The sequence below is a fragment of the Nocardioides sp. URHA0020 genome (assembly GCF_000620705.1).
GTDB lineage: Bacteria > Actinomycetota > Actinomycetes > Propionibacteriales > Nocardioidaceae > Nocardioides.
Map to the genome: position 1 here is coordinate 15,449 of NZ_KK211165.1, position 26,173 is coordinate 41,621.

Below are 26,173 nucleotides of genomic sequence, written 5' to 3' on the forward strand. Positions count from 1 at the left end.
TCCAGAAGACCATGCGCCGGCTCCCTATTCCAGGCAGGGAGCGCGGCGGCGATAGCGTCGGGGCCATGAGTGCCATCACTGGGGTGTCCGAGATCTTCGACGCCGACGACTGGGACGACGTGCCCGGCTTCGAGGACCTGACCGACCTGACCTACCATCGGGCCAAGGCCCACGGGACCGTCCGGGTCGCCTTCGACCGCCCGGACATCCTCAACGCCTTCCGCCCGCACACCGTCGACGAGCTGCTCCGGGTGCTCGAGCACGCGCGACGGTCCAGCGACGTCGGCTGCGTGCTGCTGACCGGCAACGGGCCGAGCGACAAGCACGGCAAGTGGGCGTTCTGCACCGGCGGCGACCAGCGGATCCGGGGTCGCGCGGGCTACCAGTACGCCGACGGCGAGACGGAGGAGACCGTCGACAAGGCCAAGCTGGCCCGTCTGCACATCCTCGAGGTGCAGCGGCTGATCCGCTTCATGCCCAAGGTCGTCATCTGCGTCGTCCCCGGCTGGACCGCCGGCGGCGGTCACAGCCTGCACGTCGTCTGCGACCTCACCCTGGCGAGCCTCGAGGAGGCGCGCTTCAAGCAGACCGACGCCGACGTGGGCTCCTTCGACGGGGGCTTCGGCTCGGCGTACCTCGCCCGTCAGGTCGGCCAGAAGTACGCCCGCGAGATCTTCTTCCTCGGTGACGAGTACTCCGCCGAGGACGGCGTCCGGATGGGCACCGTCAACCGCGCGGTGCCGCACGCCGAGCTCGAGAAGGTCGCCCTCGACTGGGGTCGCAAGATCAACGGCAAGTCGCCGACCGCCCAGCGGATGCTGAAGTACTCCTTCAACCTCCTCGACGACGGCCTGGTCGGTCAGCAGCTCTTCGCGGGCGAGGCCACCCGACTGGCGTACATGACCGACGAGGCCCAGGAGGGTCGCGACCAGTTCCTCGAGAAGCGCGACCCCGACTGGTCGCCGTACCCCTGGTACTACTGATCGGGCGGGTTTCTCCAGGTCAGAGGGCTGTTGGCCCCGTTGCGTGTCAGACGGCTCTTGCGACGTCGGCGCTGGTCGGTATCGACATGGCCGCCTCGGCCCTTCGCGCTCGGAGCAGTACGACGCCCACGGACGCGCCCGGCGGTGCACCGCCGGGCGCGTCCGTGGGAGAGGGGATCAGAAGACTCGGTAGACCACCTTCTTCGACGAGTCGGACGTGTACGTCGCGTCGCCCCGGTAGCTGGCGGACAGCCGGTAGGCGCCGGCCTTGCCGGGCCGCCAGGTGATGGTCGCCCGGCCGCCCTTCAGCCTGGCGGTGCCGATCCGGTGCCCGCCTGCCTTGAGCACGACCTTGCCGGTTGCCCGGACCCCCGCGACCGTCGGGACCTTCACCGTTGCCTTGACGACCCGGCCGTGCTTGCCCCTCGTCGCGGAGAGGCGGAGCCCGACCTTCGCCCGGGCCTTGGTCATGGTCACCCTGGTGATGCTCGACTGGGTGGAGTCCAGCGATGCGTTGCCGAGGTAGACGGCCCGCAGGGCGACGGCGCCCGGCTTCTTCGACGAGTACGTGAGCGTCGCCTGACCACCCGAGAGGGAGCCGGAGGCGACCGTCCTGCCGGTCGCCGTGTCCACGACCTTCACCTTGCCCGACGGCGTCGCGATCTTCGTGGGATCCGCCACGATGACCTTCAGCCGCGCCGGAGTGCCGCGGACGACGGTTGCCGCCCGGACCTGCAGGGCGACTCCCGACGCCGACTTGGACACGGTGATGGTCGTCGGGCTCGAGGACGCGGTCACGTAGGCGGTGTCGCCCAGGTAGCGCGCCTCGAGGGTCTGGGCCCCCGCGGTGGTGGGTCGGTAGGTGACGGTGGCGCTGCCGCCCTGCACCGTCGCACTCCCGGCCACGGTGCCGGTCGTGGTGTCCACGACCTGCACGGTGCCGGTCGGGGCGGAGAAGCCGCTCGGGTCGGACACGGCCACGGTCACCTGGGTGCTGGTGCCGCGCAGGACTGACGCCGGATCGGCGGCCACCGCCACCGTCGGAGTCGACTTGATCGCGACGACCTGGGCCTTGCTGCCGACCGCGTTGTGGAAGTGGACCATCATCAGACCCAGTCCCCGCCCGGCCTTGTAGCTGGCCGCGTTCCGGGTGACGCTCAACTGCGCGGAGTCCTGGTCGAGGACCAGCGGACCGTCGCCCTCCGCGTCGGTGACCGAGATCCCCGGGGTGTAGAGATCCGCGATCATGGGCCGCACCAGCTCAGCGGTCTGCACGCTGATGCTCTGGGCGTCGACGACACCCAGGCTCGTCGAGGCGAAGCTCACGACGCCGTAGCCGATCCGAGGGTTGCTCTCGTTCACGCCGTACTTGGCCAGGACACCCATCGACAGCGGGATCATCAGGGTGTCGCTGTCGAACTTCGCCAGGTCCAGGCCGAGCGCGCCGTTGAGCGGCTGGACGTCCACCACGTCACCGGTGGACAGCTCGACCAGGTTCGCGACGAACAGGTCCTCGTCCGGGATCCGGCTGGTGTAGGCCATCAGCTCGGGGTTCGTGTCCCCGTCGACGTCGATGTAGGCGTCGAACTCCACCTTGCTGCCCGGGGTGCTGTACGCAGCCCGGGTGTTGATCGCGATGTACGCCGTCGACGCGGCGACGTTCTGGTGGATCGGGTAGTCCGAGGCGTAGCCGACGTACTTGAGGTCCGCCGAACGGTCGTCCGGCAGCCCCGCACAGAGATTGACCTGCGTGCCGATGCAGTCCGGCAGCGCCGGGCTGATGGCCTGCAGCTCGAGGCCGGCCGCGATCGAGCGGACCCGCTCGGCCCCGGTGCCGTTGTCGACCCCGGTCCCGGACAGCGTGATCGATCCCGTGCTGGCCCCGGTCGGCAGGGTGGTGGTGTCGGCCTGCGTCATGGTCGAGGTGGGCCGAGGTGCCGAGTAGACCGGGACCCGCAGCTGCGGGGCGCTACCGGTCGTGGGCGTCAGCAGCAGGTTGCCACTGGCGTCGGCGAGCGTGTCCAGCGCGTCGCCGTCGAGGTCCTCGCGGCCGTGCGTCGGGTCGGTCGTGTGCGTCATCAGCGTGGGGTCGGTGACGGTGAACGTCACGGTGACCGATGCCTTCGCGCCCGGCGCGACACTCACCGACGCGGGAGCGACGGCATAGCTGACCCCCGGGACCGACGTGATCGCGTCGTAGCTGGCGGCGTACGTCGCCGCCGTGTCCCCGGTGTTCTGGACCGTGACCGTCTTGGTCGCCGTCATCGGGGCCGTGACCTCGACGGGGCCGAAGGAGACGCTGACCGCGCCGGGGTCGTCGGCCACGTAGGCGAGGACCTCGTTGGTCAGGGCCGCCGCTGCCTGGATCCGGCCCGCGCCGACCCGGTTGGGGGCGTAGCGCGCGCTGCTGGGCTCGCTGGATCCGTCGACGTAGAGGTTCTGGCCGGCCGTGTTCATGATGTCGGCCTTCACCTGCTCGGGGCTCCAGGCGGGGTGCGCCGAGACCACGAGGGCAGCAAGACCGGCCACCATCGGTGACGCCATCGACGTGCCGCTCTCGGAGACCCCGTCGTCACCCGTGCCGACGGCGGTCGAGAAGACGCTCGCGCCCACCGCGGCGACGTCGGGCTTGATGTTCCCGTTGCCCCGCATGCCACGCGACGAGAAGTCGGCGACCTTGTCGGTGTCCTCCGGGAAGAACTGCGTGACTGAGTTGGTCTTAGTGCCGGTCGCCGTCACGGGCTTGCCCGCGGCGAGGGCCGCGCGGATCGCGTCGCCGCCGCTCTTCACGACCAGGACGCCCGGGATGGTGGCAACGCCGGTGATCCCGGCGCTCATCACCTGGGCGCTGTTGGCGAAGATGAAGCCGGCGGCGCCGGCCGCCTTGAGGAACCCACCGCGGGCGGCGGAGCCACATTCGAGCGCCTCCTGCGTCCAGGTGACCAGCACGATCTTTCCCGCGATCTTCGCCGCGTCACCCGGTGAGAACGCCGTGCAGGCGGTGGCGTTGTCGGCAGGAGCGAGGACGACGTCACCACTCAGGTCGGGCTTGGTCGACCAGCTGTACGCGATCGAGCGGGAGACGCCGTACAGCTCGCCGGACCCGTCGAGGTCGATGTCGACGCCGTCCAGGATGCTGGTGGAGTCCGCGGACGCCGCGACCGTGATCGCCTTGGACGCTGCTCCCGGGGAGCCGCCGACGTCGTAGAGGTCGTAGGAGTTGCCCGACGAGATCGCCACGGTGATGCCGGCCTCGACAGCCTTGTTCGCGGCCAGGGAGTCGGCGTCGCGGGGCGAGCCGAAGTCCGAGCCGAGCGACATGTTGATCACGTCGACCGCGTCGGACGTGTCACCGTCCTGGTTCGGGTCGGCCGCTCGGTCGATGCCCTCGGTGACCATGTCGGTGCTGCCCGTGCAGCCGAACACCCGGATGGCCAGGAGCTGGGCGCTCGGGGCCATGCCGGGCCCGATCTTCATCGTGTCGAAGGGGGTCGACTCGTCGTAGGAGCCCGTGTAGGTGCCGCCGTCGGCGTCCTCGCCGTAGCCGCCGACCGTGCCGCCGACGTGGGAGCCGTGGCCGTTGCAGTCGAGCGGGTTCGGGTCCGCGTGCGGCACGGGCTGGTAGCCCGCCGACCCCGGGTCGGCCTGGTAGTTGTCGCCGACCAGGTCGTAGCCGCCCACGACCTTGGCGTTCGGGAAGAGAGCCGAGTCCGCGGCCGAGGCCTCGGCCGCGTTGGCGGCCTGGTACGCCGCGACCGTGCCCGGGCCGCCGAAGTTGGCGTGGGTGTAGTCGATCCCGGTGTCGATGATCGCGACCCGGGTGTCCTGTCCCAACGAGCCCGAGCCGGTCCAGGCCTGCGGCGCACCCTGGAGCGGGACCGCCGTGCTGTTCTCGAACGACTTCGGGGCGATCGGATACACGTGCGACACCCCGCTGATCCCGGCGAGGTCTGCGAAGTTGGCCACGTCCGTCGTGACTGCCACGCCCGAGAGCAGCGCGTGCGTGCGGTAGAGCACCGGGCTGCTGACCGGCAGGTCGGCGATCACCGCGTCCTGTGCCGTGGTGACCCGTCCGAGCTGCTGACGGGCCGCGGTGCGTGCCGCGGTGATGCTGGTCGAGCGCTTGCTGGCGAAGGCGCGTCCGGTCGACGGCGTGTCGAGCTCGAGGAGGAAGGAGTAGCGCCCCGTGGCCGGCACCCCGGAGGGCAGCTCGCCAGACCTGCTGGGCTCGGCCTTCCCGGTGTGGCGGAGCGAGTGCGGCCCGACGTTCAGCGAGTCGGGGCTCGCCGAGGGCGCGGCGGCGGCGGAGCCCGTGGTGATCGCGGCGCCCGTCAGGACCACGGCGGCTGCCGTGAGTGCCACGTGCCGGTGGCGGAGGTTGCGTGGTGCGGACAAGGTCGTGTCCCTCGTTCAGGGGAACCGTCACGGTCCCTACGGATGTTCAGAGGCAGCGGTCGTGCAGCGACGGAGGTCGCGCGTCGGACGCCGCACCACCCGACCGGCGCCGCCCCCGCGAGGGGGCGACGACGGTCGATGTGGGTGCTGGCCGGGTGCCGGCGGGTCAGCGCTTGCGGAGGACCCGCAGCCGGACCGTGGTGCCGGAGGCGGCCACGGTGGTGCTGCCGCGGTAGCGCACCTTCAGCTTGTGGACCCCGGCTGAGAGCTTCCTGGCTCCGATGCGCAGCGTGGCCCTGCCGTGGTGGAGGGTCACCTTGCCGATCGTCCGGCCGTGTTCGGTGACGACGGCCCGGCCCGTCGCGGTCAGGCCCGCGCCGGTCACCACCGCGATGGTGACGACGCCCCGGTGCCCGACGACGACCGACTTGGCCTTCGCCCGCACCTTCGAGGCCGCCTTGGCCACCGTCAGCACCACGTGCGTGGTGGCCGCGGCGACCGTGTCGCTGCCCCCGTAGCGGACCGTGAGGATGTGCCGGCCGACCCCGAGTTCGTGCGCGCCCACCTTCACGGCCGCGATGCCGTGGTCCAGCGTGGCCTGGCCGATGGTGTTGGCGCCCTCGGCCACCAGGACGGTGCCCGCAGGAGTGGCCCCCGAGCGAGTGGTCACCCTGATGCGGACCTGGCCCGGGCGCCCGACGACGACCGAGGCCGCTGTCGCCTTGATCGTGGCTGCCTCCGTGGCCGGGGTGGTCGGTCCGCCGGCGACCACGTCGAACGTGGTCGTCTTGTTGTGGTCGAGGGTGGAGTCGAACGCCTTGATGCTCCAGGTCCCGAGGCTGAGCGCAGCGGCCTCCTCGGAGGTCAGGGTGATGGTGGCGGTGGCCCCACCGTCCTCGTCGGTCGGGACCTCAGCGACCTCTTCCCACTCGTCGCTGCCGGGCGCCCTGAGGTTGACGTACGCCGTGTCGTCCTCGTCGAAGTTGCGCACCGTCACGGTGAGGCCGTTGTCCAGCCACTCCTGCGGGGTCAGGTGCGCGACCGACGTGGTGATCGTGACCTGGTCCTCCTCGGGGATCGCGGTGAGCGTGAACGGCGCCGTCTTGACGCCGGAGAACTCACCGGTGAGCCGGAGCGTGTAGTCGCCGGGCACCGAGTCGCGGACGTCGTACTTGCCATCGAAGAAGTTGTCGAGACTGCCCTGCTTGTCCGCGAGCCAGTCGTAGACCGGATCGACGGTGCCGTCCGGGCGGATCACGTCGGCGTGCACCTGCTCGTACATCGCCCAGTCCCGGCTGTGCACCGAGATGCCGTCGTACTCGAACGCGTCGACGCGCATCGTCGACGGCGTGAGCGCGATCGTGGGGTTGCCGGGGGGCTGGACGGGCACCGGCCCGGCGTGGAACGTGGCGGTCTCGGTGCCGCCAGTGGTCGACGTCACCGTCACGGTGTAGGTCCCGATCGGCTTGTCGCGACCGCCGCCGATCCCGTACACCGCCTTGCCGTGCGAGTCTGCCTGCGGGAACCCGAGGTCCTCGGTGGTGCCGTCGGGGTAGAGCAGCGTCGCCGTCGGCTGCTCGCCGAGCTTGAGGCCCTCGGCAGTGACGAACACGCCCTCCTGGCCCCAGATGAGCAGGTTGGTCTCCGCTGGGTCGACCGTGAGCTTGAGGTCACTGGCGGTCGGGGGTGAGTTGCCGGCGACGACCTCGAAGCTGATCTGGCTCTCCCGGGAGGCCGGGCCGTGGAGTCCGAAGGTGTAGGTCCCGATCGGCAGGGCCGTGTCGCCCACGTAGGTGAAGTCCACGTCCCCGTTGGCGTCGGCGGACGTGTCGATGACGTCCTCGACGGTGCCCTCGGGCAGGGTGATGGCGCCGGTCACGTGCTCGCCCGGCTGGAAGCCGGTGGACGCGAGCTCGACGCCGGTGCTGGTGAACGTGCCCCAGTCCGGCTCGGACGGGGTCACGGTCGACTGCACGGGCGAGGTCACGGTGTCGCCTGCGACGACCGTGAACGACGTGGTCAGCTTGATGTCGCCCGAGGTGAGGTCGACGGTGTAGACGCCGACCGGGGCCGATGTCGTCGAGAACCCGACATAGTTCACCCACCGGCCGTCCTGGTCCACGGGCGTCGGGTTGACCTCGGTGAGCGGCACGACCTCGCCGCTCGGCGTGGTGATCGTGTTCGCGACGCTGGCGCCGGGGGTCAGTCCCTCGGCGGCGAGCCGGACCGGAGCGCCGTACAGCTCGGTCTGCGCGATCACGGACGGGTCCGCAGTGTAGGCGGGAGTGGTCACTGCCGTGGTCGAGTGCGGGTGGCTCGACACTCCGACCGATGGCGACGCGGGTCGGCGCGCTTCCAGGTGGCCGTCGGCCGCGCTCTGGTGCGCCGCGAGGACGGCCGAGGACGGTGCGGCGACCGCGTCGACCACCGGGACCGCGGTCAGCACGAGCGCCGTACCGAGGGAGAGGGCGACTCCGCGAATAGGCCTCGACAACAATCGTCTGGACACAAAATCTCCTTGTGTTCGATGGCACAGCGGGAGATCGTCCGGATGAAGACGGGCCCGACGGTGACCGGGAGTGCGGCGGGGTGTGCGCACGAGGAGGGACGTTAGAACGACTCGTCGGTCGGACTCCGTCCGTAACAGAAGACGCGATGAAACGTTACAAATGCCATGGGGAGCGATCCCACCATTGCGGCCGGGTCACGACCTGGAGGCCCTCCCGGACGCCAGGTGGCGGGCGACGAAGGCGCTCGATCCCGCGACGATGAGTGTCGCCAGGGGTGCGGCCATGTCCTGTGACAGGCTCGGTGCTCGGTCGGGTCCGATGGCCCAGAGTGCTAGGGGCGTCGCGTACACGGCTGCGAGTCCGACAGCCCAGGCCCGCAGCGGCCGGAGGTGCGGGTGGCGCCAGGTGGTCCTGACGACGATGGTGACGGGGATGACGGCGAGCATGGCGAACTGCCCGATGACCATGACGGGGATGGAGACCGCCGCGATGACGAGGCGTCTCGAGGCGCGGTGAGCCTGGTCGTCGTTCAGCGTGTGGGCGGTGGGGCTGGTGACTGTGGACATGGTGCTCTCCTTGGGTTGGCCCGGGTGGTCGGGCGGTTCGGCGGTGCGGTTGGTTCAGGTGCGGCAGGGGTCACGGCTTGTGGCGTTGGCCGACGAGAGTCACCGCGATAGCGCCGACGAGGGCGAAGGCGCCGGCGCCGAGGAAGGCCCAGCTCAGGCCGGCGGTGAGTGCCTGGGTCGCGGGGGTGGAGGTGGCGAGCAGGTGTGTGGTGTGGTTGGTGGCCAGGGTGGTGAGGACGGCGAGGCCGAGTGCGCCACCGATCTGCTGGCTGGTGTTGACCAGGCCGCTGGCCAGTCCGGCCTCGTCGGTCGCGACGCCGTCGACGGCCAGCTGCGTGCCGGCGACGAAGGCCCCGGCCAGGCCGATGCCGATGACCACCGAGGGGCCGAGGATGTGCTGCAGGAACGTCGCGTCGTACGGCGCGGTGGCGAGCCAGGCGAGGCCGCCGGCGAGGATCGTCAGTGACACGGCGACGGTCCTACGCAGCCCGAGCCGTTCGATGGCAGCGGGCACGGCACCTGCGGTGAGCACCAGCGTGCCGGCCAGGGGCAGCTGGGTGAGCCCGGACTTGAGGGCGTCGTAGCCGAGGACGGCCTGCATGTAGATCGACAGTGCGAAGAACACGCCCGTCGTGGCGCCGCCGACGAAGAGCATGGCGAGGTTCCCACCGCTGACGCTGCGATTGCGGAAGATGTGCAGCCGCACGAGCGGGGACGCGGTGCGGGCCTCGATGGCGACGAACACCGCGAGGAGCACGGCGCCCACGACGCCGAGGCCGATCACGACCGGGTGGGTGAAGCCGAGGCGCTCGGTCTGAGACAGGGCGCCGACGATCGCGGTGAGTCCGGCGGTGACCGTCAGGGCGCCGGGGAGGTCGAGGCGGGTGCGCTCACCTGCGGTGTCCCGGGTGATGAGGCCGGGGATCGTGGCCAGCACGAGCATGCCGATGGGCACGTTGACGAAGAAGACGGACTCCCAGCCGAGGGCGGAGGTGAGGATGCCTCCGAGGAGGACGCCGGCGGCGCTGCCGGCTCCGGCGACGGCGCCCCAGATCCCGAGGGCCTTCGCGCGGTCGCTCGAGGTCACGAAGATCTGGGTGACGAGAGCCAGCGAGGCGGGGGCGAGCAACGCGGCAGAGCCGCCCTGGAAGGCGCGAGCGGCGAGCAGCATGGCACCGCTGGAGGCCAGTCCGGCGGCCGCTGAGGCAGCGACGAAGCCGGCTGTGCCGGTCATGAAGAGGCGGCGGTGTCCGTACCGGTCGGCGAGGCGTCCGCCGAGGAGCAGCAGTCCGCCGAACGGCAGCACGTAGGCGGTGATGACCCAGCTCAGGGCGACGGTGTCGAGTCCGAGCTGGCTGCCGATGGACGGCAGGGCAATGTTGACGATGGATGCGTCGAGGACGACGAGGAACTGGGCGAAGGCGAGCACGGTGAGGGCGAGCCAGCGCCGTGGCGCGCGCGTCGTGAGGGATGGCGTGGGGGCAAGCGCGGTGGTGGTCATGGTGGTCCTCCTGGTGGACTCTGAGGTGCGAGGTGGGGGGTCGCCGCCGCCGACGCGGGTCGACGGCGGCGACGCATGGCGTGCGGTCGATCAGGCGCCGTCGAAGGCGGCCACCCCGGACCTGTCGGACGGCTCCTCCACCGGAGTAGCGGACGTGCGGAACCTGCGGGGGGTCCACCAGGCGCGGTCGCCGAGGAGGTGCATCAGGGCTGGCACGAGGACCATCCGGACGAGTGTGGCGTCGATGAGGATGGCGGCGGCCAGGCCGATGCCGATCAGCTTGAGCATGATGTCGGTGCTGAGCGCGAAGGCGCCGAAGACCGACACCATGATGGCCGCGGCGGCCATGATCACCCGAGCGGTCTTCGCGACTCCGACCGTGACGGCGGCGCGGGAGTCGCCCAGGCGGTCGCGCTCCTCCTTGATGCGCGAGACCAGGAAGACCTCGTAGTCCATCGAGAGTCCGAAGAGGACGGCGAACATCATGACCGGGATGAACGGCGGCACGGGCACGTCGGTGTCGATGCCCACGAGCTGGCCGGCCCAGCCGCCTTCGGCGACAAGGGCGACGACGCCGTAGGCGGCGATGATCGAGAAGACCGTCATGACGCTGGCCTTCAGCGCGATCACCGGTGCCCGGAAGGCGCCGAGGAGCAGCAGGAAGGACAGCAGCACGACCGCGCCGATGAAGAGCGGCAGGCGTCGGGCCGTGACATCGGACTGGTCGACGCTGGCCGCGGTCTGGCCGCCGAGAGCGACGTCGATGCCGGAGCTGGCCAGTACGTCGTCGCGCAGTCGGTCGACGAGTGCCTTGGTCGCAGGTGACTCCGGCGTACGCCGGGGGGTGATGACCAGCAGGGCGGTGTCGTCGGCCTGGTTGAACTGGGGCGGTGCGACCGCGAGCACGTCGCGGTCCTGGGCGATCTCGGTGGCGAGCTCTTCGACGGCGGCGTGGTCGCTGCTGTCGGCCACGGCGATCAGGGGACCGTTGGCGCCGGGGCCGAAGCCGTCGGCGATCAGGGTGTAGGCCTCGCGGGTCGTTGAGTCGGTGGCGTCGTTGCCCGCGTCGGGGAACCCGAAGCGGATGCCGGCGAGCGGCACGGTGAGCAGGACGAGGACGCCGAGTGCGGCAAGCGCGGCCGGCAGCGGGCGCTTGGTGACCAGGCGTGCCCACCGGGCAGCGGGGGCCTTCTCGGGGACGACGACGGGCTTGCCGAAGCGGCCCACCTGGAGACGGTCGATGCGGTGTCCGAGCATGCCGAGGATGGCGGGCAGGAGCGTCACGGCCGCAGCCATGACGACCAGCACGGCGAGGCTGGAGGCGAGGGCGACGCCGTACAGGTAGGGCAGCCGCATCAGGAACAGGCCGGCGAGCGAGATGACGACGGTTGCTCCGGCGGTCGCGACCGAGTGACCGGCGGTGCGCATCGCCACGAGGTTGGCGGCCCGCGGGTCCTTGCCGCTGTGCAGCTCGCTGCGGTAGCGGGTGAGGATCAGCAGGGCGTAGTCGATCCCGACCCCGATGCCGATCATCAGCGCCACCTCCAGAGACCAGTCCGGGGTGTCCAGGAGCGCAGCGAGGACTCCGCCCAGCAGGACCGCCACGGTGACTCCGAAGAGTGCGACGAGCAGCGGGAGGCCGGCGGCGACGACGGTCCCGAAGGTCAACAGCAGCACGATCGCTGCGACCGCGATGCCGACGAGCTCGGCGGTCATGGCCGGCGCGGCCTTGAGACCGGGCACGTTACCGCCGATGGCGACGGTGACCCCGTCGCTGGAGGCCTGCTCGGCGAGCTCGGCGAGCTGGGCGCCGTCGGTGGCGGCCATGGCGCTCGCTGGGCGGTCGAGCGCGAGCCGTACGACGGCGGTGCGGCCATCGGGTGAGACCTGGGCGTCGGCCGCCTGGGCGCCGGCAACGACGCCGGAGATCTCTCCGGCGTCCTCGATCAGCTGGTCGACGCGTCGGGTCGCCTCCGGCGACGTGGCGCCCTCGGACGCCGTCCAGACCACGTCGACCTGGTCGCCCGACCGGCCGCCGAAGCGCTCGTCGAGCAGCTTCGAGGCGGCCTCGGAGTCCGAGCCTGGGGTGTTGTAGTCGGCGACGTAGCTGCCGCCGAACGCGGTGACCAGACCGATCGCGACCACGAGGGCGGCGAGCCAGCCGAGCACCGTGCGGCGGTGGTGGACGAAGGCCGCGTCCGCAACCCGGGTGAGTAGTCGAATCATGAGGGGGCTCCTCTACTGGGTTCGATCAGGCGCTTGCGTTCCGCCCTCTCTCGTGAGTTAGAAGGTATAGCAACAATTACGCCCTGTCTACAACGATTGATGGTGTTACATTGGTGACATGACAGATGCCGCCCCGGACCGACGCGAGCGCCTCCGCCGCCAGACACTCGACGAGATCTCGCACCACGCTGTCGCGCAGGTGACCCAGGGCGGCGTCGCCGCCCTGTCGTTGAACGCGATCGCCAAGTCGATGGGGATGTCGGGCCCGGCGATCTACCGCTACTACGCCTCACGGGACGAGCTGCTGGCCGCGCTCGTGACACAGGGCTACGGCGAACTCGCCGACGCCGTCCAGAGCGCTGCTGACGCCGGGCGTCGCAAGTCACCGGAGGTCCGCCTGCGAGGCGTGATCGAGGCCTACCGACAGTGGGCACTGGCGAACCCCTACCGCTACGAGATGCTGTTCAGCGTCCGCCCAGCCGGATACGCGGACCCCCACGAGGCGATCGCGGCGATCCAGCCCGCGATGGAGGTGCTGCTCGCGATCCTCGGAGGTCTCGTCCATGCCAGTGGAACAGCCCTGCCGCGACCCGGGGGTCAGTTGGAGGCGCAACTCGATGCGTGGGCAACTGCTCCGGCGGAAGCAGAGACTGACCACGAGCTGTCATCGGCGGTCCTGTTGCTCGGCGTCCTCACCTGGACTCGGCTGCACGGAATCCTCACGCTTGAGCTGGCCGGTGTCGTGGGAGACATGGGCCTGGACGCGGGTCTGCTGATCCATGCAGAGCTGGACGCTGTCGTCGGCATAGCCACGGGCAGCTAGCGGCGCGTCGTCCTTCTGAACTCACGGCGCTGGTCACGGCCCGGCATGCACGCCCAACCACTTCCGACGCCCACCGCCGGGCACCCCTCCCACCCACGCTCTTTGCGGCGAGGTGACGGTGGGTGGGCAGGTCGGTGAAACCTCACTTCGCCGCCCGAATCCCATTTACGATTGCGTTTCGGTCGGGAGTGACGAGGGGGCGGTAGAACGGCGATGAAGCAGGAACGGGTCCAACTCGTCGGGGCTGGGCTCGCCGTGTTCGTGCTCGCCCTGCTGGTGGTTCTCGACCTGGCGATCCCGCCCGATTTCGCCATCCTGACGGCGCTTTTCGGAATGGCGCCGCTGATCGCCTGCGCGGTGGTGCCGGCGAGGGGCACGGCGGCCATCGCCGGGCTGGCGTTCGCCTTGGCCGTTGCCTCCGGGGTCTGGAACGACACCTTGGGGACCGCTCAGCACAACGTGCGCCTTCTCAACGTCTTTCTGGTGGGCGTGGCCGCTGTCACGATCGCGGCTGTCCGGGTCCATCGTGAGCGTCGGTTCGCCCAGCTGTCGCAGATCGCGCAGGTGGCCCAGCGGGCCATCCTTCCGGCGCTTCCGGCGCGGGCCGGACGCGTCGCCATCGCTGCGCGCTACCAGTCCGCTGCCCGGGGTGCGCTGGTGGGTGGCGATCTCTACGACTGCTACCACTCCGAGGACCGGATCCGGTTGCTCGTCGGTGATGTCCGGGGGAAGGGGATCGCGGGCGTGGAGCAGGCGGCACGCGTGATCCGGGCCTTCCGGCAGGCCGCAGCGCTGCGACCTACTCTCGCCGAGGTCGCGCGCGAGATGGACGACTACCTTGCTGGCTTCTTCGGTGAGGAGGAGTTCGTGACCGCCCTGCTCGTTGACGTGACTCGGTCCGACGAGCTGAAGATCGTGGGTGCCGGCCATCCGGGTCCGCTACTGGTCGGGTCGGCTGAGGCGACCCTGCTCGACCTCTCCCAAGGCCTGCCCCTGGGCATGGGTCTCGGCCAGCCTTCTGGTGCCTACGTCGAGGCGATCGTGGGGTGGAACCTCGGTGATCGGCTGCTGATGTACACCGACGGGCTGAGCGAGGCTCGCGACGCCCGCGGGGAGTTCTTCCCCATTCCCTCCCTCGTGTCATCACTGCGATCGGACCCCGTGGATCAGGCGATCGATGCGGTGGTGGCTGCGGTGGCCTCCTACGTTCCACAGCGGCGGCTCGAGGACGATCTGGCGGTCGTGCTCATCGAGAACCTGTCCGAGGCCCCCGGCGATCCAGCAGGATAGTGCGACCCTCCTCCGACGCCCGCCATCTGAAACCCACGACAGTCGCTCAGCGTGCCGCGTTTCCCCTGGTACTACTGAGCCGCAGCTGCCTCAGTCGCGCCAGAACAGGTGGTGGACGACGCCGCTGTCGGGGCTGGGTACGACGTCGCGGTGGTAGCGGTCGAGCAGCTGGTCCGGTGCGGTCCAGAGGCGCGAGCCGGCGCCCAGCTCGACGGGCGAGACGGCGATGTGCAGCGTGTCGACGAGGCCGGCGTCGATGAACTGCCGGACCGTGTTGGCGCCCCCTCCCAGCCGGACGTCCTTGCCGTCGGCCGCGCCGAGCGCGAGCTCCAGCACCTCGGCGGGCGAGCCGTCGACGAAGTGGAACGTGGTGTCGGACAGCGTCAGCGGCGGACGCTGGTGATGGGTCATCACGAAGACGGGGGTGTGGAACGGAGGCTCCTCGCCCCACCAGCCCTGCCACTCGTGGTCGGCCCACGGCCCGCGGTAGGGGCCGAACTTGTTGCGGCCCATGATCTCCGCGCCGATGTTGCGGTGGAAGTCGCGCACCAGGTAGTCGTCGAGGCCTCGGCTGCCACCCGGGTCGGAGCGGTTCGGCCAGCTCGCGGTCGCGCCCGCCCAGCCCATCAGCTCGGCGGGGTCGGCGTGCCCGAAGGGTGTCGCCAGGCTCTGTCCCTCGCCCGCGGCGTACCCATCGCTCGAGACCACGAAGTTGTGCACTCGCACCATCTGCGTCACGTCGTCCTGCTCCTTCGGCTGGTTGTCCGTGGTCATGTCGACCGCGCTGGTCCGGCGATCTCATCGCCCCCGGCGCCTACTCTTGCGCACCCCTGAGACCCTTGGCCCATGGCGAAGCCCACGGACGAGTGGTTCGGCCAGGCCTTCGGGAAGGCCTGGAAGGACAAGGCCGACGAGATCGGTCGCTTCAACCTGGCGATCTTCGGCAAGACCGGGGTCGGCAAGAGCACCCTGGTCAACGCGATCTTCGGCAGCGAGATCGCCCGGACCGGGATCGGTGAGCCGGTCACCCGCGCCGAGCACCTCTACCTGCACCAGAGCGGCGCCCTGGGGGTGCTCGACACCCGGGGGCTCGAGGTCGGGCGCGACAACGCGGCCCTGATCGGCGAGCTCAAGGACTACCTGCACGGGATGCGGCGCAAGCCGTTGGCCGAGCAGCTCCACGTCGCCTGGTACTGCGTCCGCGCCGGGGACCGGCGCTTCGAGGCGACCGAGGCCGACTTCATCCGGGCGCTGCACGAGCTCGGGCTGCCGGTGATCCTGGTGCTGACCCAGGTGCCCCGCTCCGGTGACCGGGTGCACCCCGACGCCGAGGCGCTGGCGGCGAGCATCGCAGCCCTCGAGCTGCCGATCCAGGACGGGCTGATCCACTACACGATGGCGCTGGCCGACGACTTCACGGGACAGTCGGCGTACGGCCTGCAGGAAGTCCTCGATGCCACCTTTCGAGGCGCGCCTGACGGCGTCGCCCATGCCATCACCTCCGCCCAGCGGATCGACTTCGAGCGGAAGCGCGAGCGGGCGGAGGTGGCCGTCAAGGCGGCGACGGGCGCAGCCACCACCGCCGGAGCCTCCCCCATCCCCTTCTCCGACGCGGCGCTCCTCGTCCCGATCCAGATCGGAATGATGGCCTCGATCGCGGTCACCTACGGGATCTCCATCGAGCGCTCCACCGCCGCCTCGATCGCCGCGACCGCGGCCGCGACGACCGCGGGGCGCTCGGTGGTGACCAACATGATCAAGTTCGTGCCCGGTGCCGGCACGGCGGTGGCGGCACCGATCAGCGCGACCGTCGCGGGCACGTTCACCTACGCGATGGGGCACGCCTGGATGCGGGTCTGCGAGCGTCTCGCGCGCGGCGAGCTCGCTGCCGTCGGGGGAGCGCTCGAGAGCGAGAGCGTGCACCGGATCTTCCTCGAGGAGTTCAAGACCCGCGCGTCGAGGCGCAAGCCGTCGTGAGCACCCGGTGGGAGCGGATCGCGCGCGAGACGGTGGGTGCCGACTACGCCCGCGTGTACGACCAGCGGTTCCGCGCGATGGCGGCCCGGGGCGCGGACATCCACGGTGAGGCGACGTTCGTGGCCCGGCTGCTGGCACCCCCGGCGCGGGTCCTCGACGCCGGCTGCGGCACCGGACGGGTCGCCGTACGCCTGGCAGAGCTGGGGTACGACGTCGTCGGGGTCGACGTGGACGCGTCGATGCTCGACGTGGCGCGGGCCGGCGCGCCGGAGCTGGACTGGCGGCTCGCCGACCTGTCCGCCTTCGACCTGGGCGAGCGCTTCGACGTCGTGCTCGTCGCGGGCAACACCATCCCCCTGCTCGAGCCCGGCACCCTGCTCGACGCGTGCGAGCGGCTGGGGCGGCACCTCGCGCCCGGGGGCGTCGTGGTCTGCGGCTTCGGCCTCGACGCCGCGCACCTGCCCGCCGGCTGCCCGCCGACGGCGCTGAGCGACCTCGACGCGGCCTTCGGGGCGCTGGGGCTGGACGCCACGGCCCGCTACAGCAGTTGGGACGGGGCCGCCTTCGACGCGACCGACGGCTACGCGATCACGCTCTACGCGGAGCCGGCCGCCAGCGGCCTCCGTGGATCAGACCTCCCGTAGTCAGGCCCTGGAGCGGATGGGAGGCTTGGCGGCATGACTCGCATCGGACTCGCCCTGGCCAGCATCGGAATGGCCGCCGCGCTCACCGCCTGCGGAGGCGGTGACGACGACTTCACCTCCCAGTCCGGCGAGAAGATCGCCGACGCCTCGAAGAGTGCGATGAAGAAGCTCGACGCCGTCAAGGTCACCGGCACCGTCAAGACCTCGGGCAACGAGGTCTCCCTCGACATCCAGACCAACGACAAGGGTGACTGCACCGGCTCGGTCGGCGTCGGCGGCGGCAAGGCCGAGCTCCTCGGCGTCGGCGGCAAGATCTGGTTCAAGCCCGACGAGGCGTTCTGGAAGTCCAGCGGCGGCGCGTCCGCCGACCAGATCATCACGCTCGTCGGCGACAAGTGGGTGGTCGTCCCCTCCGGTGGCGACGGCTTCGACGAGTTCTGCGACATCGACAAGCTGCTCGACGAGATGCTGAAGAGCGACAAGGACGACGACTCGACGTACAAGAAGCGCGACGTCAAGAAGGTCGACGGCGACGACGCCGTCCCGGTCGAGCACAAGGACTCGGACGGGACGTCGACCGGCTACGTGCGGGTCGACGAGCCGCACTACCTCGTCAAGATCGAGAAGACCGACGGTGACGACGCCGGCAGCGTGACGTTCTCGGAGTTCGACGAGAAGTTCGACGTCGAGGCGCCGGCCGAGGACGACATCGTCGACCTCTCCAACCTCGCCGGCTGACCGGCTGACCGACAACGTCGGCCGACGCTAGCGTGGGCACGTGATCCTCGAGCACGCCCTCCTGCCCGTGAAGCCGAGCCGCGAGGAGGACTTCGTCACCGCCTTCGACGAGGCGAAGCTGATCATCTCCTCGATGCCGGGCTTCGTCTCGCTCACGCTGTCGCGGTGTCAGGAGCGGCCCAGCGCCTTCCTGCTGCTCGTCGAGTGGGAGACCCTCGAGGACCACACGGTCGGCTTCCGTGGGTCGGCCGAGTACCAGGAGTGGCGGCGCCTGCTCCACGACTTCTACGACCCGTTCCCGGTCGTCGAGCACTTCGACCCGGTCCTCTCGGTGCTCCCTGCGAGCTGACCCCGCGCCCCGGTGGTTGAGGAGGCGCGCCAGCGCCGTCTCGAAACCTCCGCAGCGCAGGTGGGGCAACGTGCGCGCACGCTGTCGGCCTATTGGCGTCGGGTGAAGGTGACCTTGCCGTCGGGCTGCTTCTGCATTGTGTACGTCGGGTCGTGGGCGCGGGCGTGGTGTCTTGGGCAGAGGAGGCCGGCGTTGTGGAGGTTGGATGGTCCTCCGTCGGTCCACCTGGTCCAGTGGTGTGCGTGGCACATCCAGGGTGGCCAGTCGCAGCCTTCGGTGACGCAGCCTCTGTCGCGGAGAGTGATGGCGGTGAGCTGGGCCTTGGTGAAGAACCGTCGTGCTCGGCCGACGTCGAGGACCTCTGAGTCGGCGCCGAGGACGACGGGAATGATCTTGGCGGTGCACGCCAATCGGCGGGCTGCGGCTGGGCTGATGCGCTCGCCGGTGTCGAGGATCCCGGCCTTCTCGAGCTTGGCGAGGAGGGTGTCGTGGTCGATGGTGACCACGATGGTCGCGTCCCTGCCTCCGACCTGAGGAAGGTCCTTGGCGCCGATCCTTTCGATGAGCTCGGCGAACGCCCTGCCCATCCGCTCCGGTCCAGGGCGCCTCTCCACTCCCGCTCCGTGGGTGGCGGCGAGGTGCTTGGGTGCGGCCAACGCGAGCAGCATCTTCTTCAGCTCTGCTGCCTGCAGCGCGGGCAACGTGAACCGTCCGTGGACCTTGCCGTGGCCGTCGTCGCTCATCGTGAGCCGACATGCCTGGGCCGCTTTGGCCTCTTCACGTTCGAGGAGGTCGGACTCGTGCTGGTCGGCGAGGTCCGGGGCGATGACCTCGAGGAGTCTGCGTCCGAGGATGGTGAGGCGCTTCGCGTCGTGCTCTCCCGCGGCGGTGACGAGGTGCTCCTCGGCCCTGATCAGCAGCTCCGGGTCCAGGCCATCGGGCAGTGCCTTGACCGCCCGAAGGATGACATCGGCCTGCTCCAGGCGCAGGTCGCCGTGCGCGAGCGCGGTCCGGACCCGGTCGTAGATCGCGAGGTCGTAGCCGCGGCGCACGGTCCGGTAGGCCGCCGACCTGGTCTCTCGGGTCTGGTGGGCGTACCAGTTCGACGTGCTCGTGGCTCCCACGTCCGTGCCGACCTCGACCTCATCGGCATGCGCAGCGACCCGGGCTTCGAGCTCGACCACCTGAGCCTTCAGGCGGCCCAGTTCCACCAGCGTGGAGGCTGCTTCCGGAGCGCTCATCGACCACACCGACGCCTCCACCAGGACGTCGGCGATCCCGCGCATCCGCGCCGTCGCTTCGGCCACCTGGTGGTGGGATGTGGTCATCGCCGTCATGGATCCAGCCAACCTCGAACAGCCGACATCTGCATCCATGCTCCGCAGGACTGTGGAGGGCGGTGTCGAAGGCGGAGCTGTGAACGAAAAGTGGCCCACCACAGAGGTCCCCGACACCGCCGCTGGTCCTCTCCGCACGGGGTGGTTTCGAGGCTCGGCGCTAGCGCGCCTCGCACCTCAACCACCCGAAGGCCGCGGCGGGCTGCAACCCCCGCTCGCGCCGACCCCGCTTTCGCTGCGGGGGTTTCGAGGCTCGGCGCTAGCGCGCCTCACACCTCAACCACCGGAAGGCCGCGGCGGGCTGCAACCCCCGCTCGCGCCCACTGCCGCTTTCGCTGCGGGGGTTTCGAGGCTCGGCGCTAGCGCGCCTCACACCTCAACCACCGGAAGGCCGCGGCGGGCTGCAACCCCCGCTCGTGCTCACTGCCGCTTTCGTTGCGGGGGTTTCGAGGCTCGGCGCTAGCGCGCCTCGCACCTCAACCACCGGTGAGCCGGCATGGTCGCCAGCCACGACCTCTTCGTCCGGTCGTTCGACGCCTGGCTCAGGGAGCGATGACGGCGCCGGCGTGCGCCGGGACCGTGAGCGTGTCGCCGGTGAGCACCACGCCGGAGCCCGTCTCGAAGAGCAGCTCGCTCGGCTCGTCGAGCTCGATGACGGCCTCGGAGTCACCGAAGTTGACGACGACGTGCACGTCACCGCGCCACATCTCGAAGAGCCGGCTGTCCTCGTCGACGAGGCAGGCGTTGTGGGCGAACGACGGGTCGGTGAGCTCGGCGCGTTGCCGGCGCAGGGTGGCGAGGCGGCGGTAGACGTCGAGCAGGCGGGCGTGGCGTCCGGTCGTGAGCTCGGCCCAGTCGAGCTGGGAGCGCCGGAAGGTCTCGGGGTCCTGGGGGTCGGGGACCACGTCGGGGTCCCAGCCCATCCGCTCGAACTCCGCGATCCGGCCCTCCGCCGTCGCCTTGCCGAGCTCGGGCTCGGGGTGCGAGGTGAAGAACTGGAACGGCGTCGACGCGGCCCACTCCTCGCCCTGGAAGAGCATCGGCGTGAAGGGGCCCGTCATGGTGAGCAACGCCGCGCACGCCAGCTGGTCGTCGTCCAGGCTCTCGGTGAGCCGGTCGCCGACGGCGCGGTTGCCGATCTGGTCGTGGTTCTGGCTCGCCACCACCAAGCGCCAGCTGGGCATCTTGTCGGTGTCGATCTCGCTGCCGTGGTTGCGGCCGCGGAACGAGGAGTAGGTGCCGTCGTGGAAGAACCCGCGCTCGATCACCTTCGCCAGGGCGTCCAGTGGCTCGAAGTCGGCGTAGTAGCCGTCGGTCTCCCGCGTCAGCGCCACGTGCACGGCGTGGTGGAAGTCGTCGCTCCACTGGGCGTCCAGTCCGTAGCCGCCCGCCTCCCGCGGGGTCACCAGGTGGGCGTCGTTGAGGTCGGACTCCGCGATCAGCGTCAGCGGGCGACCGACGTGTGCCGACAGCGCGGCCACCTCGACCGCCAGCTCCTCCAGCAGGTGCACGTCGGAGGAGTCCTCGAGCGCGTGCACGGCGTCGAGCCGCAGGCCGTCCACATGGTAGTCCGAGAGCCACATCTGAGCGTTGTCGAGGATGTAGCGGCGTACGGCGTCCGAGCCCTCCTCGTCGAGGTTGACCAGGTCGCCCCAGGTGTTGGCGCCGGACTTCAGGTAGGGACCGAAGAGCGGGAGGTAGTTGCCGGAGGGGCCGAGGTGGTTGTAGACCACGTCCTGGATGACGCCGAGTCCCGCGGCGTGGCACCCGTCGACGAAGCGCTGGTAGCCGGCGGGCCCGCCGTACCCCTCGTGCACGGCGTGCCACAGGACGCCGTCGTAGCCCCAGTTGTGGGTGCCGTTGAACGCGTTGACCGGCATCACCTCGACGAAGTCGACGCCGAGGTCGCGCAGGTGGCCGAGCCGGCCGAGGGCGGCGTCGAAGGTGCCATCGGGCGTGAACGTCCCGATGTGCAGCTCGTAGATGACGGCGCCCGCGAGCTGACGGCCGGTCCAGCCGGCATCGGTCCACGCGAAGACGGTGGCGTCGTGGGTGCGCGAGAGCCCGTGCACGCCGTCGGGCTGGCGTCGCGACCACGGGTCGGGGCGCGGGGTCTCGTCGTCGTCGATGAGGTAGCCGTAGTCGACCTCGTCGCCCTCGGGGTCGGGGACCGGGCCGACCGGTGTCCACCAGTCGTCCTCGTCCTTGACCATGTCGATGGTCTCCCCGGCGGCCACCAGCCGCACCCGGCTCGGGCGCGGAGCCCAGACGTCGAAGGGGCCGTAGGTCATGCGTCCTCCCGGATCAGTAGCGCGACGGGGTGGGTGTCGAGGAGATCGGCCAGCACCGGGGACGCCACCGACCCGGTCAGCACGTCGCGCCAGGTGCCGGCGGGCAGGTCGAGGGTCGTGTCGGCCCAGCCGGTGGTGGCGAGCCCAACGGGCAGCCGCGTGGCGACCGTGATCGCCCCGCCGCGGTCGAAGGCGAGCACGTGCCCGGCGGCCGGACCGCTCGCGCCGACCGGGGCGTACGTCGTGAAGAGCTCAGGCCGGTCACGTCGCAGGGTCAGTGCCTCGCGGGTCACCTGCAGCTTGGTCGCGGCGTCGTCCTCCGCGGTCCCCGCCAGCACGGCGGCGCGGTGGTCGAAGTCGACGAAGCGACGGTTGTCGGGGTCGACGAGCGACTGCTCCCAGAGCTCGCTGCCCTGGTAGACGTCCGGCACGCCCGGCATCGTGATCGCCACGAGCTTGGCGGCGAGCGCGTTGGAGCGGCCGGCGTCGTCGACGCGGGCGATCAGCCCGTCGAGCACGCGGCGTACGTCGGCGTCGTCGAAGGCGGTGTCGACGGCGGCGTGGACCGCCGACTCGTAGGCCTCGTCCGGCTCGGTCCACGTGGTCCGGTCACCGGCCTCGCGCATCGCCTTCTCGGCGTACCCGTGCAGACGGTCCCGCAGGTCGGGGTCGGGCGACACCGGCCAGGCACCGAGGATCGCCTGCCACAGCAGGGATCCGAAGCCCGCGTCGGGCAGCGGTGCGAGGGCCAGCAGCTCGTCGAGCGCGGCGGCCCACGCGTCCGGCAGCTCGGCCAGCGCGGTGATCCGGGCGCGCACGTCCTCGCCCCGCTTGGTGTCGTGCGTCGAGAGCGTCGTCATCGCCAGCGGCCAGTCGCGCTGCCGCTCCGCCATCGCCGCGTGGAAGTCGTCCACCGAGACCGCGAAGACGCTCGGGTCGCCGCCGACCTCGTTGAGGGAGGTGAGTCGTGAGTAGCGGTAGAACGCGCAGTCCTCGACGCCCTTGGCCATCACCATCCCGCTGGTCTGCTGGAAGCGTCGCGCCGGTGGGGACCAGCCGTCGGTGAGGATGGGGTGCAGGACGTCGTACGTCGCAGCGAGGTCGGGCCGGTGCTCGCGGGCCAGGTCGAAGGCGTGCTCGAGGTGCTCGAGACCCTCCGGGAGGTAGGAGCGGTAGACCGGGAAGCACGCGAGCAGCTCGGCGATCGCGTCCTCGACGCTCGTGAACGGCGCGGCGGTGGTCATCCGGCGCACCTCGCGGGTGATCCGCCGGACCTCGGAGTGCAGGATGCCGTCGGCCACCTCGCGCTTGGTGCCGTGGATCATCTCGGCCCAGTCCACCGGGCCACCGCGGAGCCGGGTCTCGAGCGCGTCCAGCGGCTCCTGACCCGTGGGGTCGGTGAGCACCCGGTCGATGTGGCCGAGGGCGTCGTACCCGGTGGTGCCCTGGGTCGCCCAGTCCGCGGAGAGGGTCTCCCCGGGCTCGAGGATCTTCTCGACCAGCACGTAGGCGCCACCGGTCAGCGCCGCGAGGTCCTCCAGGTAGCGCTCAGGGTCGCGCAGCCCGTCGGGGTGGTCGACGCGGAGCCCGTCGACGAGCCCCTCGTCGAACCAGCGGCGGATCTCGATGTGCGTCTCCGCGAAGACCTCGGGGTCCTCGACACGGACCGCTGCCAGGCTGTTGACGGCGAAGAACCGTCGGTAGTTGAGGTTGTCGTCGGCCTCGTGCCAGTTGACGAGGCGGTAGTGCTGCTCCTCGTGCGTCGAGGTGTCGGGAGCGAGCGGGAAGCGCAGGTCGTGGTAGCGCAGCTCGTCGCCGACGACCTCGATCGCGTCCTCGTCCCCGTCCCCGACGACCGGCAGCAGCAGCTTGCCGTCGCCGGCGGCCCAGTCGATGTCGAAGGCGTGGGCGTGCTCGGACTCGCGACCGTGCTGGAGCACGTCCCACCACCAGGCGTCCTCGTCGGGCGTCGCGACGCCGACGTGGTTGGGCACGATGTCGACGAGCACGCCCATGCCGAGCCGGCGAGCCTCGGCGACGAGCGTGGCCAGCCCCTCGGCGCCGCCACGGGCCGGGTCGACGTGGTCGAACGTCGCCACGTCGTACCCGTGGGTGCTGCCGGGCTCCGCCGCGAGCAGCGGGGACAGGTAGACCCAGTCGACCCCCAGGTCGTGGAGGTACGACAGCCGGCCCGCGGCCTCGACGAGGTTGAAGCTCTCGGTGATCTGGAGCCGGTAGGTGCTGACCGGGACCCGCACCGCGATCAGCCCCGGCCGGTCTGCGCCGCCACGGAGGCCGCGACCGAGTGGTCGATCTCCACCTCGGGCTCGCGCTGCTCGCGCAGCACCACCAGGCTGCGGTGGCCCAGCGCCAGGGTGGTCCCGGCAGCCTTCGGCGGGGAGTCGTCGGCGTTGCCGCCGGTGTCGATCACCACGTCCCAGCCGGCCGCGAACTCCGCGGGTGGCAGCGTCGCCTCGGTGTCGCCGTCGGCGTTGAAGTAGAGCAGGAAGTGGTCGTCGACGATGGCGCCCCCGCGATCGTCCTGGCCCGCGATGCCCTGGCCGTTGAGGTACATGCCGAGCGCCTGCGCGCCGCCGTTCCAGTCCTCGTCCTCCATCGGCCGGCCGTCGAGGTGCAGCCAGACGATGTCGTTGAGACGGTCACCGGTCTCACCGTCGCCGCCGGTGCGCACCGTCGTCCCCCGGAAGAACCGCTTGCGGCGGAAGGTCGGGTGGTCGTGGCGCAGCCGGGCCACCGCGGCGGTGAACTCGACCAGCGGCCGGTCGGCGTCGTCCCAGTGCACCCAGCTGATCTCGGAGTCCTGGGCGTAGGTGTTGTTGTTGCCGTCCTGGGTCCGGCCCATCTCGTCGCCGTGCAGGAGCATCGGCACGCCCTGGCTCAGCAGCAGCGTCGCGATGAGGTTGCGCTGCTCGCGCGCGCGGAAGGCCTGGATCTCCGGGTCGTCGGTCGGACCCTCGACGCCGTGGTTCCACGACCGGTTGTGGCTCTCGCCGTCGTTGTTGTCCTCGCCGTTGGCGTCGTTGTGCTTCTCGTTGTACGACACCAGGTCGCGCAGCGTGAAGCCGTCGTGGGCGGTGACGAAGTTGATGCTCGCGACCGGACGGCGGCCCGAGTGCTCGTAGTAGTCGGCCGACCCGGCCAGCCGGGAGGCGAACTCGCCGAGGGCCGGCTCGCCGCGCCAGAAGTCACGCACGGAGTCGCGGTAGGCGCCGTTCCACTCGGTCCACTGCGGCGGGAAGCCACCGACCTGGTAGCCGCCGGGGCCGATGTCCCACGGCTCGGCGATCAGCTTGACCTGGCTCACGACCGGGTCCTGCTGCACGAGCTCGAAGAACGTCGCGAGCCGGTCGACCTCGTAGAACTCGCGGGCCAGCGTGGAGGCGAGGTCGAAGCGGAAGCCGTCGACGTGCATCTCGGTCACCCAGTAGCGCAGCGAGTCCATGATCAGCTGCAGCGAGTGCGGGTGCCGGACGTTGAGCGAGTTCCCGGTGCCGGTGTAGTCCATGTAGAACTGCTGGTCGTCCTCGACCAGGCGGTAGTACGCCTCGTTGTCGATGCCGCGGAAGCTCAGCGTGGGGCCGAGGTGGTTGCCCTCGGCGGTGTGGTTGTAGACCACGTCCAGGATGACCTCGATGCCGGCCGCGTGCATGGCCTTGACCATCGACTTGAACTCCTGGACCTGCTGACCCTCGCCGCTGGCGGCGTACGACGCCTCGGGGGCGAAGAAGCCGATCGTGTTGTAGCCCCAGTAGTTGCGCAGGCCCTTCTCGAGCAGGGTGCTGTCCTGGACGAACTGGTGCACCGGCATCAGCTCGATCGCGGTGATGCCGAGCTTGGTCAGGTGGGCCGTGACGGCCGGGTGCGCGAGGCCGGCGTACGTGCCGCGCAGCTCCTCGGGCACGTCCGGGTGCAGCTGGGTCAGGCCCTTGACGTGGGCCTCGTAGATGATCGACTCGTTGTAGGGGATGTCGAGGCGGCGGTCACCCTCCCAGTCGAAGAACGGCGTGATCACGACGCTCTTCATCATGTGGGCCGCGGAGTCCTCGTCGTTGCGCGACTCCGGGTCGCCGAAGTCGTAGCCGAAGAGCGACTGGTCCCAGTCGATGTCGCCGCTCGTCGCCTTGGCGTACGGGTCGAGCAGCAGCTTGTTGGGGTTGCAGCGCTGGCCCTGGGTCAGGTCCCACGGGCCGTGCACCCGGTAGCCGTAGCGCTGGCCCGGCTGCACCGACGGCAGGTAGCCATGCCACACGTAGGCGTCGACCTCGGTCAGCTCCAGCCTCGTCTCGGCGCCGTCGGCGTCGAACAGGCACAGCTCGACCTCCTCGGCCACCTCGCTGAAGAGTGCGAAGTTGGTGCCGCTCCCGTCGAACGTCGCACCGAGCGGGTAGGCGCGTCCGGGCCACACCTCCATGACACCCTCCACCTGCTCGTCGATTGGAACGATCAAAGCACACCCCTCACTGGTCCCGGCCGGTCGAGCATCCAGTACCCGGTCCGGGGCCTCACCAAGCGCCTGCGGGAA

17 protein-coding genes are annotated in these 26,173 nt (G+C 70.5%); 7 read left to right on the forward strand and 10 right to left on the reverse strand.

Annotated features, from left to right (window positions below; genetic code table 11):
- The first annotated feature begins 65 nt into the window (after positions 1-65).
- Positions 66-983, forward strand: a complete 918-nt coding sequence (locus tag N542_RS0103590; RefSeq protein WP_028642765.1) for a 1,4-dihydroxy-2-naphthoyl-CoA synthase — start codon at positions 66-68, stop codon at positions 981-983.
- A gap of 177 nt (positions 984-1,160) precedes the next feature.
- Here N542_RS0103590 and N542_RS28235 read toward each other — a convergent pair whose 3' ends face one another.
- The 5 genes from N542_RS28235 to N542_RS23220 form a co-directional block, all read right to left on the reverse strand.
- Entirely contained in the window at positions 1,161-5,345 is a 4,185-nt protein-coding gene (locus tag N542_RS28235) for a S8 family serine peptidase (RefSeq protein WP_051551359.1), read from the reverse strand.
- Between the two features lie 199 nt (positions 5,346-5,544).
- Entirely contained in the window at positions 5,545-7,638 is a 2,094-nt protein-coding gene (locus N542_RS0103600; RefSeq protein ID WP_155992843.1) for an Ig-like domain repeat protein, read from the reverse strand.
- Between the two features lie 444 nt (positions 7,639-8,082).
- Positions 8,083-8,454, reverse strand: a complete 372-nt coding sequence (locus tag N542_RS0103605) for a hypothetical protein (protein WP_051551360.1) — start codon at positions 8,452-8,454, stop codon at positions 8,083-8,085.
- A gap of 70 nt (positions 8,455-8,524) precedes the next feature.
- The gene (locus N542_RS0103610) at positions 8,525-9,955 is read right to left on the reverse strand and encodes a DHA2 family efflux MFS transporter permease subunit (RefSeq protein ID WP_028642768.1); all 1,431 of its coding nucleotides are present in this window, start codon (positions 9,953-9,955) and stop codon (positions 8,525-8,527) included.
- A gap of 90 nt (positions 9,956-10,045) precedes the next feature.
- Positions 10,046-12,181 (reverse strand): MMPL family transporter, encoded by a 2,136-nt coding sequence (locus N542_RS23220; RefSeq protein WP_051551361.1) that lies wholly within the window; start codon positions 12,179-12,181, stop codon positions 10,046-10,048.
- A gap of 118 nt (positions 12,182-12,299) precedes the next feature.
- On the opposite strand from N542_RS23220, the gene N542_RS0103620 reads away from it, so the two are divergent.
- Positions 12,300-13,004, forward strand: coding sequence for a TetR/AcrR family transcriptional regulator (locus N542_RS0103620; RefSeq protein WP_028642769.1), 705 nt, complete (start codon positions 12,300-12,302; stop codon positions 13,002-13,004).
- 213 nt (positions 13,005-13,217) lie between these two features.
- Positions 13,218-14,294: a PP2C family protein-serine/threonine phosphatase gene (locus N542_RS23225; RefSeq protein WP_051551362.1), complete on the forward strand. Its 1,077-nt coding sequence runs from the start codon at positions 13,218-13,220 to the stop codon at positions 14,292-14,294.
- A 90-nt stretch (positions 14,295-14,384) separates the two neighbouring features.
- Here the strand turns inward: N542_RS23225 and N542_RS0103630 are convergent, their stop codons facing one another.
- Complete coding sequence (locus N542_RS0103630) at positions 14,385-15,068, reverse strand: dihydrofolate reductase family protein (protein ID WP_197025844.1); 684 nt, start codon at positions 15,066-15,068, stop codon at positions 14,385-14,387.
- A 72-nt stretch (positions 15,069-15,140) separates the two neighbouring features.
- Here N542_RS0103630 and N542_RS0103635 point away from each other — a divergent pair, with 72 nt between their 5' ends.
- The 4 genes from N542_RS0103635 to N542_RS0103650 are packed head-to-tail and all read left to right on the forward strand — an operon-like array spanning position 15,141 to position 18,002.
- The gene (locus N542_RS0103635; RefSeq protein ID WP_028642771.1) at positions 15,141-16,271 is read left to right on the forward strand and encodes a GTPase family protein; all 1,131 of its coding nucleotides are present in this window, start codon (positions 15,141-15,143) and stop codon (positions 16,269-16,271) included.
- Entirely contained in the window at positions 16,268-16,915 is a 648-nt protein-coding gene (locus tag N542_RS0103640) for a class I SAM-dependent methyltransferase (RefSeq protein ID WP_051551363.1), read from the forward strand. The genes N542_RS0103635 and N542_RS0103640 overlap by 4 nt, the downstream gene beginning before the upstream one ends.
- A gap of 33 nt (positions 16,916-16,948) precedes the next feature.
- Positions 16,949-17,653 (forward strand): hypothetical protein, encoded by a 705-nt coding sequence (locus N542_RS0103645; RefSeq protein WP_155992844.1) that lies wholly within the window; start codon positions 16,949-16,951, stop codon positions 17,651-17,653.
- A 40-nt stretch (positions 17,654-17,693) separates the two neighbouring features.
- Positions 17,694-18,002 carry an antibiotic biosynthesis monooxygenase family protein gene (locus tag N542_RS0103650; RefSeq protein WP_028642774.1) on the forward strand — a complete coding sequence of 103 codons (309 nt, stop codon included), beginning with the start codon at positions 17,694-17,696 and terminating at the stop codon, positions 18,000-18,002.
- 89 nt (positions 18,003-18,091) lie between these two features.
- Here the strand turns inward: N542_RS0103650 and N542_RS26355 are convergent, their stop codons facing one another.
- From N542_RS26355 to glgX, 4 genes are all read right to left on the reverse strand, one after another.
- Positions 18,092-19,339, reverse strand: a complete 1,248-nt coding sequence (locus tag N542_RS26355) for an HNH endonuclease signature motif containing protein (RefSeq protein ID WP_028642775.1) — start codon at positions 19,337-19,339, stop codon at positions 18,092-18,094.
- A gap of 542 nt (positions 19,340-19,881) precedes the next feature.
- Complete coding sequence (treZ, locus tag N542_RS0103660) at positions 19,882-21,630, reverse strand: malto-oligosyltrehalose trehalohydrolase (RefSeq protein ID WP_028642776.1); 1,749 nt, start codon at positions 21,628-21,630, stop codon at positions 19,882-19,884.
- Positions 21,627-23,888, reverse strand: coding sequence for a malto-oligosyltrehalose synthase (treY, locus tag N542_RS0103665; protein WP_028642777.1), 2,262 nt, complete (start codon positions 23,886-23,888; stop codon positions 21,627-21,629). The genes treZ and treY overlap by 4 nt, the downstream gene beginning before the upstream one ends.
- Positions 23,889-23,893: 5 nt before the next feature.
- A complete protein-coding gene (gene glgX / locus N542_RS0103670; protein WP_028642778.1) occupies positions 23,894-26,062 on the reverse strand; it encodes a glycogen debranching protein GlgX in 2,169 nt (722 codons plus the stop codon).
- Positions 26,063-26,173 lie beyond the last annotated feature (111 nt).